Here is a 13,877-nt window from a genome sequence, read left to right on the forward strand (position 1 = left end):
AAATAAACATAATATGCAGAATTACATACCAAAAAGAAAAAGACACTCCACAGAGTGCCTCTTCAACCATTTTACTTTTAATATATCGCCTTGAATACATTTTAACATATGTATCCATATACTTTATTAAGAAAATTCAAAATCCTTTTTCTTTCATTTCCAATTATAAAATCATGTAATATAGAATGTATGTCAAATTATTATACAAATTGAGGTGTACACTACTTATGTATTTCGGAATTATTCCTCTTATATTGTTTATTATTTTTCTTATCTCTTACTTAAAAGACCCACGGAAAATAATAAACGGCTTTTTATTTAATGCCTTTTTCTGTTCTTTCCTTATTTTTTGTACTATTACATCCTATGATTCAGGCAATAATACCCTGCATTCAATTATATTGCTACCTATTTTAGCACTTATCATTATGATTCCTTTTGGTATTGTCGCTTTAATGTTTGGGTTATTTCTGAATGCTAGAATTTTAATGAAACGAGAAGGAAGACGTTTCACTAACTGTTTAACACTCATTGCTGCTTTAGGTATTTTATTCTTTATGTTACTCCCTATTATAAATCCAGCAAGTTTGTTCTCATCACATTTCCAGCCTATTTTCGCTGGTATTTCTCTTATAACCGTATATTTCTTTATACACCTATCTAACTTCTTAACGGCTTATTTTCTGTACCAATTCAACAGACCAAGGCGTAATCAAGATTTCATCATCGTTCTTGGCAGCGGCTTAATTAATGATAAAGTACCGCCATTACTTGCAAGTCGTATTAATAAAGCAATCGACTTTTACTGGAAACAAGCCGCTGTGAATACACCACCAACAATCATTTTCTCTGGTGGACAAGGTCCAGATGAAGGGCTTCCGGAAGCAGAAGCGATGCAAAATTACGCTATTGAAAAAGGAATTCCTCTTGAACATACAGTGCAAGAAAATCGCTCTGTAAACACATATCAAAATATGTTGTTCTCTAAAGAAATTATGGATTCATTAAAGCCCGAAGGTAAGTATAGAAGTATTTTTACAACGAATAATTTCCATCTTTTCCGCGCTGGTATATATGCAAAACAAGCGGGTCTTAATAGCCAAGGAATTGGATCCAAAACTGCGTTTTATTACTGGCCTAACGCAATGATTCGTGAATATGTCGCAATTGTTGTGATGGGACGTAAACGTCATATGAAAGTTTGCGGAGCTATTTTAGGATTCTTTTTATTCCTATCCGTGCTTAGTTTTATCATTTCTTAATAGTCTCCCATCCTTTGAAAGGATGGGATTTCTTATACTCATTTCAAAAATATTTTAAAGATAATATTCCCTGCATACATCCATTAAAGGAGAATTTTTTCAAGTAAAATGTTAAAATAGACTTTAGGTGTGAATTACGTAACAAATAAGAAACTAGTTTGAAACGAGGAAATTACATGGAGAAAATTATCAAAAACAAGCCCAATAAGCTAAAAATCGCTTCAAAAGCTTTGATGATTATTATTGGGGCATTTATCACAGCATACGGATTAGAAGCCGTATTAATTCCAAATAACGTATCAGACGGTGGTGTGACTGGTTTAAGTATCGTTAGTTCAAGATTATTTGGATTGCCATTAGGAGCTCTAATCGCAGTTATTAACATTCCTTTCGTTTGGTTAGGATATAAACAAATTGGTAAAAGTTTTGCAATTTATTCTATTATCGGGATTGCTTCGTTAGCAATAGGTACCGTTGTCATGCACGGAATACCAGCTATTATTGAAGGCGATACATTATTAGTTACAGTTGTTGGTGGTATTATTATCGGTTTTGGTATGGGACTAGCATTACGTAACGGTGGAGCATTAGATGGAATCGATATGCTAGCTGTATTGCTTTCTCGTAAGTTACCTTTCGGAACGAGTGACCTTATTTTATTCTTAAACATGTTCGTATTTATTTTCGTATCAACAGTATTCGGCCTTCAAGGAGCTATCCTTTCGGCAATTGCTTACTTTATTGCTTCGAAAGTGATTCATATCGTTGAAGTTGGTTTAAGTGGTTCGAAAGCATTTAAAATCATTACAAAAGAGCCTGAATTAATGGTAGAAACCATTCGCGATCGTTTAGGCCGAAGTGCAACGTATAACGAAGTATACGGTGGTTATTCAAGAGAAAAATTCAAAGAAATTTCTTGCGTAATTAACCGTTTAGAAGAAAGTAAAATGAAAGAACTTATTAATGAAATCGATCCAAATGCCTTTATTACAGTTTATGACGTAGCAGAAGTAAAAGGCGGTAACTTTAAGAAACGTGATATTCATTAATCATTATGAAAAAGGAGGCTGTGCCAAAATTTTGGTGCAGCCTCCTTTTATTATTAAGTTGCTGTCGTTGTCAGTTTTTCTCGGTAAATCGATATATTGTAAAAATCGCTGATATATTTGGAGTTGCAGTCGATATATTCTAATAATGGCTGATATAATTTCACTTCCCCCATCTTCCTCCTCTCTTAATCCACTCTACGTATTTTTGAAAAGCGGGCACTTCATGTTGAAAGCGAAGCGGAACATATAGAAAGAGAGTACATGTACATAGTATCCATAGAATACCTACTATAAAGTGAAATTTCATCGTTGTGCTAATAAACAAACTGAGGAATAAGACGAGGAACATAATCAAACTAAACCTTTTATATATACTCATAATAATCTCCTCCTTATAACTTAATTGTACCAGCTATAAGGAATTAATTCCCATAATAAAAAAAAGACCGAAAAGCAAATTTCACTTTTCGGTCTCTATACTATCTTCTCTTCGTAATCTTCCCTGAACCACCGACCCTCGTTTTCGGAGGAGATGTATTCTTTGGCGGCGTTTTAATAGATGATTTCGGCTTCACATCTGATCCGCTCGAGCCACCTGGTGTTTTTGTAATTTTCCCTTTGCTTCCGGTAGAAGGCGGAGGCGTCGTTTTACTTCCTTTTTCCGTAATACTTCCTTTATCACCTACAGATGATTTCGGATCTACATTATCGCCTCGCTTAATGATAGATCCTTTCCCTTCCTTCGTAATTGGAGGCGGGGTTTTCTTTTCTTCTTTCGTAGGTGGTCTTTCCGGGATAACCGGTTTATGATTTTGTCTGTCATTATATCCGCGATAATCACCGTATGATGATTTTCTAGAACCGAATATATCGTTTAATATACTCCCCATAATATATCCTTGTAAGAAGGATGGTTGGTAATTTTGACGGACAAATTCTTCATTACTTATTTCAATTAACGTATCAGATGGTTTCTCTTTATCCTTTTGTAAACTATACATTTTATCGGAATAAACGAGGAACATTTGATTTTCGTCTTCTTTAGATGCTTGCTTCGGTTTCCTTTCGGCTATAAGTTCCTTTGCAACTTCAGGAACTGACCGATTGGCAGCCCTATACACGTAAGATTCTTGTTTACCATCCTTTGCGACAGACTCTAGCGGATAACGGTCCTGAATTGACTTCGCCTGACCACTTTGACAGCCCGATAAAGCATAACCGGCAATAACAAGTAATGTAACGATAGCAAGTATAGGGATCACGAACGATTTAATCATGGTAAACAATCGGTTTGACATGATTACGCCCCCCTTATGTTGCTCTTATGATTTGTACATCAGCAGGAATAATTGCTTCTCCCTCATACATCATTGTGCGACCATTTTGCCATTCAACACGTAATAATTTGCGGTTGTCAGACTGGAATTCCCATACGTACTGTTCTTCTGAGGCAGCGAATGGCGTTTTTCCCATTACAACAACACGTCCATTATATTGTTCTTCCATATGATACTCTATATCATCCATTTCAATCGTCGTCGGAATTTCATCAATTGAATCTAAACGACCGTCAATCGGTGTATACAATTTGTAATACGTATTTTCACGGTCTTCAATTTTTAAATAACGAATATCTTTCCCGTCCTGCAGTGTTAAAACGATCTCCTTGCGAGAATGCATACTCGTTTTCCCAGTTAATTCGTACATTACTAACGAAACCTCAATCATATCGCCAGGAGCTAACGTTAACAGACTCTTTTCTGGCTTTGGCGGCTCCGGGCTTTTCATTATATTTTTAATACGTTTAAATAAGCTCACAATCTACCCCTCCTTTTCTCTTTATAAACAAGCACCTAAAATAAGTGCCCCAACGATATGTAATGAACCAGCTAACATCGCATGTGCTACGCTGCCTTCTTTCGTTCCTTCTTCTAAATCTAAACCTGACATTCTCTTTAACACAAACTCAATGAACTTTTCTACCACTAATAAAATAACGAAAGAAACTGCTGAAGCAAGAAGCGCTTGCCATAAATCATTCGCTTTCGTAATTGATTGTGACAAAATGTATCCTTGAGCGAATAATTTCATAACGAAACGTGTTGTCACTGCTATGTTTCCATTTTTTATCTCTTTTAAATCATTGTATTTTGTAAAAATCGAATCAACCCACATAATTGCAAATAAAAGTACCGCACTCGCTCCAGTCCATACAAGCATGGCTAAAACATTCATCCACGTCATTGCAAAACCTCCTCTAAAAGATAATAGAAAACCGACATGAATTCTCTTCAGACATGTCGGTTTCTTTGTCTATTCTATATTATTTCTCGTACTGCTTCATAATACGAGCTAATTCATCGTCAACAACAGAATTTTTATTTAAGCTTGCGAATTCATCATCTAATGACTTTTCTTTTTTGTACACTTCACCACTTGCTTCTGCTTCAGCCTCTAATTGAAGAGCTTTCTCTTCCATACGGCTTAAACCAGCTTTTGCTGAATTTGAATCGAATCCAGACATCGCCTGATTAATATTCTTTTGTGCTTTCGCTGCATTTACACGTGCTACAAGTGTTTCACGTTTATTTTTCAGCTCTGTTAATTGCTTACGCATTTCTTCTAGCTTCAGGCGAAGATTATCGGCAGCAGCTTTGTTTTGCTCATAGCTTGCTTTATACTCATTCATCTTTTGCTCTGCGTTTTGTTTTTCTTCAAGAGCACGACGCGCAAGATCAAGATTGCTTGCTTGAACAGCCATATGAGCTTGCTCTTCACGTTTTTTCACAAGTGCTTCTTGCTCTTCAAATAATATTTTAAATTTCTTCTCAAGTGCGATTTGAGCTGCTACACTTTTCTCAGCTTCTTGTACATCTGCTTGCATATCGCGTAAATATTGATCCGTCATCTTAACTGGATCTTCCGCTTTTTCAATTAATGAATACACATTCGACATAGTTAAATCTCTTAATCGTTTAAATACAGACATCCAAATTCCTCCTATGATATACCTCATATTTCAAATTCACTACTTGGAAAACTGAAAAATCTCCCTTTACAGTAAAGAATATTCATTTTTACAACCTATGTGTTTATTATAACAAAACTAAGATGTCCTTACATGTTATTTCCAAAATACAGCCAATATAATATGACATTCCATATAAAACATTGTATTCCTAATATATTCTCATTCATCCTCTTTAGAATTGACTTATTTTTATGTACTTTCACCAAATTACATTATTGTAATGTTACTGTAAGCTAACTCGATAGTTGCATTCCGATATTTCTTATACACTAATACCAGAAGCAACGAACAAGCTTCTCATCATTTCAGAACTAATACAAAAACTGTATTTACTATAAAACATATAAAAAGGAGAAATCATCATGAAAAAATTAGTAGGAATCGGATTAGCAGCAGCAATTTCATTCGGAGCATTATCAGGTTGTTCTTTATTAGGAGAAAAAGCGAACGGCTTTGTACTATACGGAACAGATGAGCAAGTTCAACAAGTTACAGATAAAAATAAAAAAGAAGTGAAAGAAAAAGACTTCTATAAAATGAAAATGACAACATTAGAGGGTAAAAAAGTTCTTGTAATGGATAAGAAAACTGGTGAAGAACTGGTGAAGAAAGAGTTACTTAGCAAAGTTGATAAAAACGATGATACAAAACCACTTGATAAATTACCAGCTGTAACAACAGAACAAGGCGTGTTATTTGCAAAAGATAAAGTAGAAAATGCTACACTTGATGGGGCAAAATTAAAATACGAAGGCAACACAATTATCGGAAGTGGCCGCGCATATGCAGATATGTTCGCAATTGTTGACGATGCAACTTATGGAAATGTAAAAGGTGATGAAAAATCTGTTGGTGTATTAAAATTCGATAAAGACCCTAGTAAAGAATTCCCTGGTTACAATGGAGTAGAAGCTTCTCAGCTTGTAAAAATTAAAAAGTAAAACAAAAAAAGCTTTGCGAAATTCGCAAAGCTTTTTTCTATTTATGAGCGATTTGCTCCATATCCGGGCTACAAGTTTGCGACTGACATGACTTACTTAACGAGCATGCTGCGCATTTTCCCTTTTTACTTCTCTTTACAAAATTAACTAACGTATATGCTGCATAACCAAAAATGATAGCTCCAATTATAATATTGACCATCATTGCAATACATCTCCTTCTAGAATCCGAGTAAGGATCCAACTTGGTATATAATGAGCGTTAATACATAAGCAACAACGAGCGGATAAACGACAGAGAAAATTGTCCATTTCATCGATCCAGTTTCACGTTTAATAACAGCTACTGTCGCTAAGCATGGAACATATAATAAAATAAAGAACATAAATGCATACGCTGATAGCGCAGTATAATGTGCTCCCATTACATTTCCTAGCACATCTTCTTTAACCGCATAAATAATTGCCATTGTAGAAACGACAACTTCTTTCGCTAAAAATCCTGTTAAAAGGGATGCCGCAGCTTGCCACGTTCCAAAACCGAGCGGTGCAAATAGTGGTGCGATAAATCCACCAATCATCGCTAAGAAACTGTCTCCCATATCAACACCAAATCCTGATGGACCTGCATAGTTTAATAACCAAATGACAACAGAACCACCGAAGATGAATGTACCTGCTTTACGAACAAATCCTTTACCTTTCTCCCACGTGCTGAGCCATAACGTTTTTGCTTGTGGCACACGGTAAGGCGGTAGCTCAATTACAAAAATAGATTTTTCCGCTTTTAAAATAGTAAGTGACATAATTTTTGTAACGAGTAATGCAAGAACAATACCTGCAATGTATAAAGAGAACACAACAGTTGCCTGACTATTAGGGAAGAATACTCCCGCAAATAATGCATATACAGGTAAACGTGCTGAACAAGACATAAATGGTGTTACAAGAACGGTAAGTAATCTTTCTTTTTCTTGTTCAATCGTTCTCGCTGCCATAATACCTGGAACGTTACATCCAAAGCCGATAATCATCGGAATGAACGCTTTTCCGTTTAAACCGAAAAACTCCATAATTCTATCCATAACAACTGCAATTCGTGCCATATATCCCGAGTCTTCTAATAATGAAATGAAAAAGAATAGTGCAAAGATTTGTGGAACGAATACTAATACCGCACCTACGCCGGCAATAATACCTTCTGTAACGAGTGCTTGAATAAAGTCAGAAGCGCCAACACTTGTGAGCCCAGCTGTAACCCAATCAGTAAGTTGTCCGCCAAAAAATCCATCCAGCATATCCGATAAAGGTGTACCAATCCACGTAAACGTAACCTGAAAAATAAAAAACATAACTGCTAAAAAGATTGGAAGTCCTAAAATTTTATGTGTAATTAACTTATCGATTTTTTCCGAAAAAGGAATTTTTCCTTCTTTCTCATGTTGCATAACATTTGTTTTTAACTTTTCAATATACGCTTCACGAGTCTTGTAAATGTGCTCCTCTAACGTACAATCAAGTTTTCCATCTAAACGAGATCGAATGGCTATAAGTTCCTTATAAATTGGTAATGCTTTCATTTCTTTTTCTACTACTTCGTTATTGCTTAAAAATTGTAAGGCTAACCATCTTGGATGCTCATAATTCGCTTTCTCTAAAAGAGCGATTACCTCTCCAATTCCCTCATCCATTTGTACACCATATGAAATAATGAATGGCTTTTTCTCTTTTTGTTTCTTTTCATGAAGAGTAGTAAGTAATTCTTCACAGCCTTTTCCGGTTCTTGCGATGACAGGAACGACTGTTACACCTAATATTTCTGATAACCTTTTTACATTAATCACAATTCCTCTTTGCTTTGCCACATCAACCATATTTAAACCAATTGAAACAGGCTTACCAAATTCAAGTAATTGCAATGTTAAATGCATATTTCGCTCGAATTGCGAAGAATCCACTATATTTAACATATGATGAAATTCGTCTGTTAGTAGAAAATTCGTAACGACACCTTCATCGCGTGAAACTGGATTCAAATCATACACGCCTGGTAAATCAATTAATGTTCCTTGCTTATCTTTTAATTTACCAACCTTCTTTTCTACTGTTACACCGCTCCAGTTCCCTACATACTCATAAGAACCAGTAAGTGCATTAAATAATGATGTTTTCCCTGTATTCGGATTCCCTAGCAAAGCAACCTTATTCACGCTAATTCCACCTTTATCATTTTCGCGTCACAATGACGAATACTAATTAACTGCCCACGACACTCCAATGTACAAGGACCTTTAAACATCGCTTTCTGTTTTATGCGAAGCTCGCTTCCTTCCGCAAGACCGAAAGCAGCTAGTCTACGCTTCAATAACTGATCTAACGACTGAATACTTTTTACTAACACTTTCTCACCAATTTTAATATCTACTAAGCTCATAACCTTCCCCCTCAGAAGAGAATGATAATTATTTTCAAAAAAATTATATCACACTCTATTTCACTTGGACTATATCTTTTTGCTTCATATTTATTAACATTTCAATACAATTATATTTCAATAATTGTCATACAAAGTGCATTTGCCATTCCCATCCATTTCGCTTACAATAAACAATAGCAAATAAAGAATCTCGTTATCACAGGGGGAGCCATGCCGCTGAGAGGGAACACTTCGTTCCGACCCTTCGAACCTGTTAGTTAATGCTAACGCAGGGATTGTGCAAACGTCCGAAATACATACCTCTTTTTTATTTACGTATTTCGTATCCTCCTATGATATCTATTCTTTTTTGTACAACTTGGATTTAGGGGGAGACAACATGCGTAACACCAATTTACAAGCGATGATCGAATCTGCAATTCTTGCAGCCTTCGCCCTGGTCATCGACATTTTACCATTATCAATCAAACTTCCAACAGGTGGTTCCATCTCATTTGCTATGATTCCTATTTTTATTATTGCATACCGCTGGGGCTTCAAAATGGCTTTCTTAGGCGGCTTAATTTGGGGACTATTACAAATTGTCGTAGGTGATGCCTACATTCTAACACCAGTGCAAGCATTCATTGAGTACTTCGTTGCCTTTGCCTTTATCGGCTTTGCTGGTTTATTCTATCGCCCAATTCAAAAAACACTTGCCTCAGAAAACAATAATGCAGAGCATTCAAGTTTCGGTAGTCGCAAAGATAAACCAAAACAAAACAAGGGAAAAAAAGCACTCGTTTACATTATCCTTGCCACATTTGTCGGCAGCTTTGCACGTTATTTCTGTCACTTTATTGCTGGTATTATTTTCTTTGGTCAATATGCACCTAAAGGACAATCAACTGTCTTATATTCATTAATTGTAAACGGCAGTACAATGATCGGCTCTTTCATACTATGTACTGTATTACTAATTCTTTTATTTACAACTTCACCACGCTTATTCAAAAGCATCGGTGCTTATCAAATGAATAGAGCAAAGAAGAGCGCCTAATGAGCGCTCTTCTTTCATATCGTAATATCAATTAAAAATACAATAAATGCACAAAAGAAAATAAATACCATTATACTTAGCCAATTGCTATGCACGGTTCATCTACTCCTTACATAACCTCATTTTCTATCCAAATTATACTGCTCCAAAATAAAGATTAGGTAAAGATAATATGAAAACAAATTAAAAAAGCGTAACATGATTGTCTACGCTTTTTTCGGTAAATAGAAGTAAAATAACACACCATCTTCTGTATTCTTTACCCCATATTCAGCATCGTGCAGTTCTAAAATATTCTTTGAAATTGCAAGTCCAAGCCCTGTTCCACCTTGTGAACGTTGGCGAGCTGCATCCACTCTATAAAAACGATCCCAAATTTTATCTAATTGCTCTTCTTCAATGTGGGTACCTTTATTTTCGACACATACTTTTATATGATCCTTCCCGTCTATTGTGGAAATAATAATATCTTCTTTTTCTGGTGTATAACGTATTGCATTCGTAATAAAATTCACAATTACTTGTTCAATTCTATTTTGATTCCCAATCACTTCTGCTGGACATATATGTTTGTGCACACTCAGTTCTTTTTTCTCTATCTCCGCTGAAAGTTGTTCACATATTTCTTCAATCACTCCATCTATATAGAAGGAATCCATCTTCATGTTATATGTACCAGACTCAAATTTAGCTAATTCAAGCATATCCAAAATTAGTATATCCATCTTGTCTACTTCTTTTTCCATCGCCTGAAAATAGTAGTCTTTCTTATGTTCAGCTACCCCATCTTTTAAAATGGAAATACAGCTTTTCATAATACTCAGCGGCGTTTTTAGTTCATGCGATACACCCGCAATAAATTCTTTCCTTGTGTTTTCTAACTTTCTTTCTTTTTCAATATCTTGTTCTAACTGTCCAATATGTGAATGTAGTTTATTAGATAATGTATTAATATTTTGCGATAAATCACCAATTTCATCTTTTGAAGTAATCGGAATTTTTTCTGTGAAATCCAAATGAGCTATTTTCTTCGTTGTATCATTTATTTTTAGTAATGGTTTTGCAATTTGTTTTGAGTAATAAAACGAGGCTAGAAAAATTAGAACGACTACAAATGCAACAATATAGATGTAATAATCTTGCACCATTTGTACAGCCTCATCTACAGGCTGTAAAGAAGCCATCGCATATATATATGTGACTGATCCGTCTCTTTCTGTTATTGGTTTCATTAATAATTTATATTTTATATCATTTTTTTCATAGTCCATTATTCGTGTTGCATCTTGTATTTGCTTACCTTCTTTTAATAATAAATCAGCTTGAAATTCTTTTATATTATCCAAAAATAAATTATTTTTATAAATTGGATTTACAGGTCCTTTTACATCAGGGAATTGTACTTTCGTAATTTTCCCTGATAGATTGAAATCTGAATTTCGAGCCGCTCTCTTCTGTTCCTCACCGCTCATAATTCCTGCAACTTTTTTTCTTTCCCCAGAGATAGAATCTTGAGCAACTTTTGGTTTTTCCTCACTCATCTTAGGCTCTTTTTCAGCTAATTTCTTACCTAACGGTTTATGAAGCCAACTCAAATTCATCTCATCTATCTGTAAATAAGATGCGATGAAGCCCTCTTCTCTTTTTAGTCCATAAAAATAAACTGATCGTCCTTCCAACTCAGGTAGTGTTCCACCTTCAATTTCATCTATGTTCATGAGATAGTACAAAGGAATCTTGATTACCTTTTTTCCAAACTCCTTCTCCATCCAACGATTTAAAGTAATCTCCACATAAAAATCATCCGCATGTTTTAAATTCCCATTCTGATCTAACGTCGTAATCCACGTATTATTTTCTCTTAAAAAATCTTGCTCCAGTTTCTGAATTCCTTCTGCATTTCCTGTATAATTTAAATAATTCTTTTTAAAGGAATTTAAATTCACTTTAATATCTTCTACTTTTCGATTCGCATAATATTGTTTGAAAAATATCGTTTGTCCAATAAAAATCGTCGCTAAGATTAACATACATAATGCTGTTGTAAGGATAAATAATTTTAGTACGATACCTTTTCTCATATGTTCCCCTCAAATTTATAACCGGTTCGCACTACAGTTGTAATGTACTTTGCTTTCTCTCCTAATTTATTTCGCAAATTACGAATATGGCTATTAACTGTTCGATCATCCCCAGCAAACTCATATCCCCAAATTCTTGAAATTAATTGCTCTCTTGTTAGTACAATTCCTTGGTTTTTCATGAAATACACTAATATTTCAAATTCTGTATGCGTTAAACTAATGTCTGCCTCATCAACAGTAACAGTACGTGACGGAAAATGGACGTGAATGTCGTGAATTGATAACGTATCATCTTCATTCTCTAAAGGTTTCTTTGTTGTTTTTCTACTTTCTAACAACCTTTTCGCTCTCGCTAATAAAATAGGCGGACTATATGGTTTCACAACATAATCATCTGCCCCAAGCTCAAACCCAAGTAACGTATCATCTTCATCTACACGTGCCGTCAGCATAATAATGGGAACCCCGGACGTCTTACGAATCCTTCGGCAAACAGACCATCCATCAAGTTCCGGCAACATAATATCAAGTATAACTAAATCGACCTCTTCTTCTTCAAATAGGACTAAAGCTTCTTTTCCATCTCTCGCTTCAAGCACTTTATATTGTTCACTCAAAAAGTAATCCTTTAATATTTCGCGTAAAATATCTTCATCTTCAACAAGTAAAATGTTTTTTGACATAATCTATGTCTTCCCCTCTCGCTTTAAGAAATTACTATTCAAAGCTCTATAATTTATTTTGAATTACTCGTAATTAACTTTGCCTCGATAATATATCGATCCGGTGCATCCCCTATATAATCAAATGGATAACAAGTCGTCATTGTTAATGTCGGTTCTTCTTTTTTTACAATAACAGTACGATCTTCCGCATGGGTAATCCATGTCTTTTGAATTTCATATGTGTAAGTTTTATTATCATACTCTAAAATAAGAGTATCCTTTTCTTTTAACTCTCCTAAATCTGTAAATACAGTATCCCTATGCCCGCTTAGTACAGTATGCCCCCCTCCAGATGGTGTTGTCGTTAAATCACTAACAAACATACCGACTCCTTTTTTCAATGTTGCATCATTCGCTCCCCAATATATAGAAAACTTCTTCTTTATTTTCGGTATATTTAACATCGCTACCTTTTCTCCTTCTTTATGTTGTATTTGAGAAGAAGGTACTTGTGCATTTACTGGTACTTCGCTAGAATGCTGCTTGGATGTTTGTTGTTCAAAATTTTTAATTTCTTCTGTCGTTAAATCTTGTGCAGAACTTTTTCCTTTGTACCATTCAAAAGCGTAATAGGCTCCCATTAATAAGCCTACTATCATTAACGTAAATCCAATACGATTTAGAACTGTCACTGTGAATCCCTCCATGCAAAAAATGGTAGGAGTAGCCTACCATTTTTAATATATGAAATTATCCCATTCTTTATAGGAAAATATTTTATTTACGCCTTAACTTTATTACGACGGTTCAAACCAAATAATGTCCCAATCGCTACAAGACATGCGCTTAATGCCATCATTGCTACATTATTTGATGCTGTGTTTGGTAATTTTTCACCTTGTACAGCTTGTTTCGCTACTTCTTTTTTCGCTGCATCATTCTTTTGCCCTGCCTTAATTGCTGCTTCTTTTTTTGCAAGAGCTTCCTTTTCTTGCACTTGTGGTGTTACTTCTTTTTTCGCTGTATCATTCTTTTGCCCTGCTTTTATTGCTTCCTCTTTTTTAGCCATATCACTTTTTTCTTGTACTTGTGCTGCTTCTTTTTTCTCTACTTCGCTCTTTTGCTGTTCCTTAATTGCTTCTTCTTTTTTAGCTTTATCTTGCTGCATTTGCGCCGTTTCTTCTTTTGTTAATGTTCCAGTAGAAGCACTCGCTACTGAAGAATATCCTACTGTTAAAAGTGCCATTGCACAAATTGGTAATAGTTTTTTTTTCATTTTATTTCTCTCCCTTTATACTTTATTCTAGTAATACATCACGTCGCACCGGATGTATTACTAGAATAAACAAGAGATGTAAATATAAGATGC

General features: G+C 35.0%; 16 protein-coding genes and 1 riboswitch. Of the genes, 4 read left to right on the plus strand and 12 right to left on the minus strand.

Annotation, left to right across the window (positions count from 1 at the left end):
• Positions 1 to 227 precede the first annotated feature (227 nt).
• Together MRBLBA3_RS08000 and MRBLBA3_RS08005 are read left to right on the plus strand one after the other, a co-directional pair.
• Entirely contained in the window at positions 228 to 1,262 is a 1,035-nt protein-coding gene (locus MRBLBA3_RS08000; protein WP_212088254.1) for a YdcF family protein, read from the plus strand.
• Between the two features lie 176 nt (positions 1,263 to 1,438).
• The gene (locus tag MRBLBA3_RS08005; RefSeq protein WP_000411241.1) at positions 1,439 to 2,311 is read left to right on the plus strand and encodes a YitT family protein; all 873 of its coding nucleotides are present in this window, start codon (positions 1,439 to 1,441) and stop codon (positions 2,309 to 2,311) included.
• A 160-nt stretch (positions 2,312 to 2,471) separates the two neighbouring features.
• Here the strand turns inward: MRBLBA3_RS08005 and MRBLBA3_RS08010 are convergent, their stop codons facing one another.
• From MRBLBA3_RS08010 to MRBLBA3_RS08030, 5 genes are all read right to left on the minus strand, one after another.
• Positions 2,472 to 2,690 (minus strand): hypothetical protein, encoded by a 219-nt coding sequence (locus MRBLBA3_RS08010; protein WP_212088256.1) that lies wholly within the window; start codon positions 2,688 to 2,690, stop codon positions 2,472 to 2,474.
• A gap of 100 nt (positions 2,691 to 2,790) precedes the next feature.
• Positions 2,791 to 3,609 carry a DUF4247 domain-containing protein gene (locus MRBLBA3_RS08015; protein WP_000071203.1) on the minus strand — a complete coding sequence of 273 codons (819 nt, stop codon included), beginning with the start codon at positions 3,607 to 3,609 and terminating at the stop codon, positions 2,791 to 2,793.
• Positions 3,610 to 3,622: 13 nt separating this feature from the next.
• Entirely contained in the window at positions 3,623 to 4,129 is a 507-nt protein-coding gene (locus MRBLBA3_RS08020; RefSeq protein WP_000051748.1) for a DUF4178 domain-containing protein, read from the minus strand.
• 21 nt (positions 4,130 to 4,150) lie between these two features.
• Complete coding sequence (locus tag MRBLBA3_RS08025) at positions 4,151 to 4,555, minus strand: DUF350 domain-containing protein (protein WP_363380652.1); 405 nt, start codon at positions 4,553 to 4,555, stop codon at positions 4,151 to 4,153.
• A 79-nt stretch (positions 4,556 to 4,634) separates the two neighbouring features.
• Positions 4,635 to 5,300: a PspA/IM30 family protein gene (locus MRBLBA3_RS08030; protein WP_088098127.1), complete on the minus strand. Its 666-nt coding sequence runs from the start codon at positions 5,298 to 5,300 to the stop codon at positions 4,635 to 4,637.
• A 404-nt stretch (positions 5,301 to 5,704) separates the two neighbouring features.
• Between MRBLBA3_RS08030 and MRBLBA3_RS08035 the strand changes: the two genes are divergently transcribed.
• Complete coding sequence (locus tag MRBLBA3_RS08035; RefSeq protein WP_363380656.1) at positions 5,705 to 6,283, plus strand: lipoprotein BA_5634 family protein; 579 nt, start codon at positions 5,705 to 5,707, stop codon at positions 6,281 to 6,283.
• Between the two features lie 37 nt (positions 6,284 to 6,320).
• Here the strand turns inward: MRBLBA3_RS08035 and MRBLBA3_RS08040 are convergent, their stop codons facing one another.
• The 3 genes from MRBLBA3_RS08040 to MRBLBA3_RS08050 are packed head-to-tail and all read right to left on the minus strand — an operon-like array spanning position 6,321 to position 8,717.
• A complete protein-coding gene (locus MRBLBA3_RS08040) occupies positions 6,321 to 6,488 on the minus strand; it encodes a FeoB-associated Cys-rich membrane protein (RefSeq protein ID WP_000989601.1) in 168 nt (55 codons plus the stop codon).
• A gap of 16 nt (positions 6,489 to 6,504) precedes the next feature.
• Positions 6,505 to 8,493 (minus strand): ferrous iron transport protein B, encoded by a 1,989-nt coding sequence (feoB, locus tag MRBLBA3_RS08045; protein ID WP_363380659.1) that lies wholly within the window; start codon positions 8,491 to 8,493, stop codon positions 6,505 to 6,507.
• Positions 8,490 to 8,717, minus strand: coding sequence for a FeoA family protein (locus MRBLBA3_RS08050; RefSeq protein WP_000060510.1), 228 nt, complete (start codon positions 8,715 to 8,717; stop codon positions 8,490 to 8,492). Before MRBLBA3_RS08050 ends, feoB begins: the two co-directional genes overlap by 4 nt.
• 194 nt (positions 8,718 to 8,911) lie before the next feature.
• A riboswitch (TPP riboswitch) is annotated at positions 8,912 to 9,013 on the plus strand.
• Between the two features lie 86 nt (positions 9,014 to 9,099).
• Between MRBLBA3_RS08050 and thiT the strand changes: the two genes are divergently transcribed.
• Positions 9,100 to 9,759, plus strand: a complete 660-nt coding sequence (thiT, locus tag MRBLBA3_RS08055; RefSeq protein ID WP_363380662.1) for an energy-coupled thiamine transporter ThiT — start codon at positions 9,100 to 9,102, stop codon at positions 9,757 to 9,759.
• Positions 9,760 to 9,965: 206 nt separating this feature from the next.
• Here thiT and MRBLBA3_RS08060 read toward each other — a convergent pair whose 3' ends face one another.
• From MRBLBA3_RS08060 to MRBLBA3_RS08075, 4 genes are all read right to left on the minus strand, one after another.
• Entirely contained in the window at positions 9,966 to 11,840 is a 1,875-nt protein-coding gene (locus tag MRBLBA3_RS08060) for a sensor histidine kinase (RefSeq protein ID WP_363380665.1), read from the minus strand.
• A complete protein-coding gene (locus MRBLBA3_RS08065; protein ID WP_363380668.1) occupies positions 11,837 to 12,526 on the minus strand; it encodes a response regulator transcription factor in 690 nt (229 codons plus the stop codon). Before MRBLBA3_RS08065 ends, MRBLBA3_RS08060 begins: the two co-directional genes overlap by 4 nt.
• Before the next feature lie 53 nt (positions 12,527 to 12,579).
• Entirely contained in the window at positions 12,580 to 13,200 is a 621-nt protein-coding gene (locus MRBLBA3_RS08070; protein ID WP_363380671.1) for a class D sortase, read from the minus strand.
• A gap of 89 nt (positions 13,201 to 13,289) precedes the next feature.
• The gene (locus MRBLBA3_RS08075) at positions 13,290 to 13,784 is read right to left on the minus strand and encodes an LPXTG cell wall anchor domain-containing protein (protein WP_363380673.1); all 495 of its coding nucleotides are present in this window, start codon (positions 13,782 to 13,784) and stop codon (positions 13,290 to 13,292) included.
• Between the last annotated feature and the right edge of the window lie 93 nt (positions 13,785 to 13,877).

The sequence above is a fragment of the Bacillus sp. LBA3-1-1.1 genome (genome assembly GCF_040676495.1).
Classification (GTDB): Bacteria; Bacillota; Bacilli; order Bacillales; family Bacillaceae_G; genus Bacillus_A; species Bacillus_A nitratireducens.

Excerpts from the sequence above, each read along its gene's own strand:
- MRBLBA3_RS08040 (WP_000989601.1), bottom strand. The coding sequence starts at position 6,488 with ATGATGGTCAATATTATAATTGGAGCTATCATTTTTGGTTATGCAGCA.
- MRBLBA3_RS08035 (WP_363380656.1), top strand. The coding sequence starts at position 5,705 with ATGAAAAAATTAGTAGGAATCGGATTAGCAGCAGCAATTTCATTCGGA.
- thiT (WP_363380662.1), top strand. The coding sequence starts at position 9,100 with ATGCGTAACACCAATTTACAAGCGATGATCGAATCTGCAATTCTTGCA.
- MRBLBA3_RS08030 (WP_088098127.1), bottom strand. The coding sequence starts at position 5,300 with ATGTCTGTATTTAAACGATTAAGAGATTTAACTATGTCGAATGTGTAT.
- MRBLBA3_RS08065 (WP_363380668.1), bottom strand. The coding sequence starts at position 12,526 with ATGTCAAAAAACATTTTACTTGTTGAAGATGAAGATATTTTACGCGAA.
- MRBLBA3_RS08015 (WP_000071203.1), bottom strand. The coding sequence starts at position 3,609 with ATGTCAAACCGATTGTTTACCATGATTAAATCGTTCGTGATCCCTATA.
- MRBLBA3_RS08060 (WP_363380665.1), bottom strand. The coding sequence starts at position 11,840 with ATGAGAAAAGGTATCGTACTAAAATTATTTATCCTTACAACAGCATTA.
- MRBLBA3_RS08010 (WP_212088256.1), bottom strand. The coding sequence starts at position 2,690 with ATGAGTATATATAAAAGGTTTAGTTTGATTATGTTCCTCGTCTTATTC.
- MRBLBA3_RS08005 (WP_000411241.1), top strand. The coding sequence starts at position 1,439 with ATGGAGAAAATTATCAAAAACAAGCCCAATAAGCTAAAAATCGCTTCA.
- MRBLBA3_RS08075 (WP_363380673.1), bottom strand. The coding sequence starts at position 13,784 with ATGAAAAAAAAACTATTACCAATTTGTGCAATGGCACTTTTAACAGTA.
- MRBLBA3_RS08025 (WP_363380652.1), bottom strand. The coding sequence starts at position 4,555 with ATGACGTGGATGAATGTTTTAGCCATGCTTGTATGGACTGGAGCGAGT.
- MRBLBA3_RS08000 (WP_212088254.1), top strand. The coding sequence starts at position 228 with ATGTATTTCGGAATTATTCCTCTTATATTGTTTATTATTTTTCTTATC.
- MRBLBA3_RS08050 (WP_000060510.1), bottom strand. The coding sequence starts at position 8,717 with ATGAGCTTAGTAGATATTAAAATTGGTGAGAAAGTGTTAGTAAAAAGT.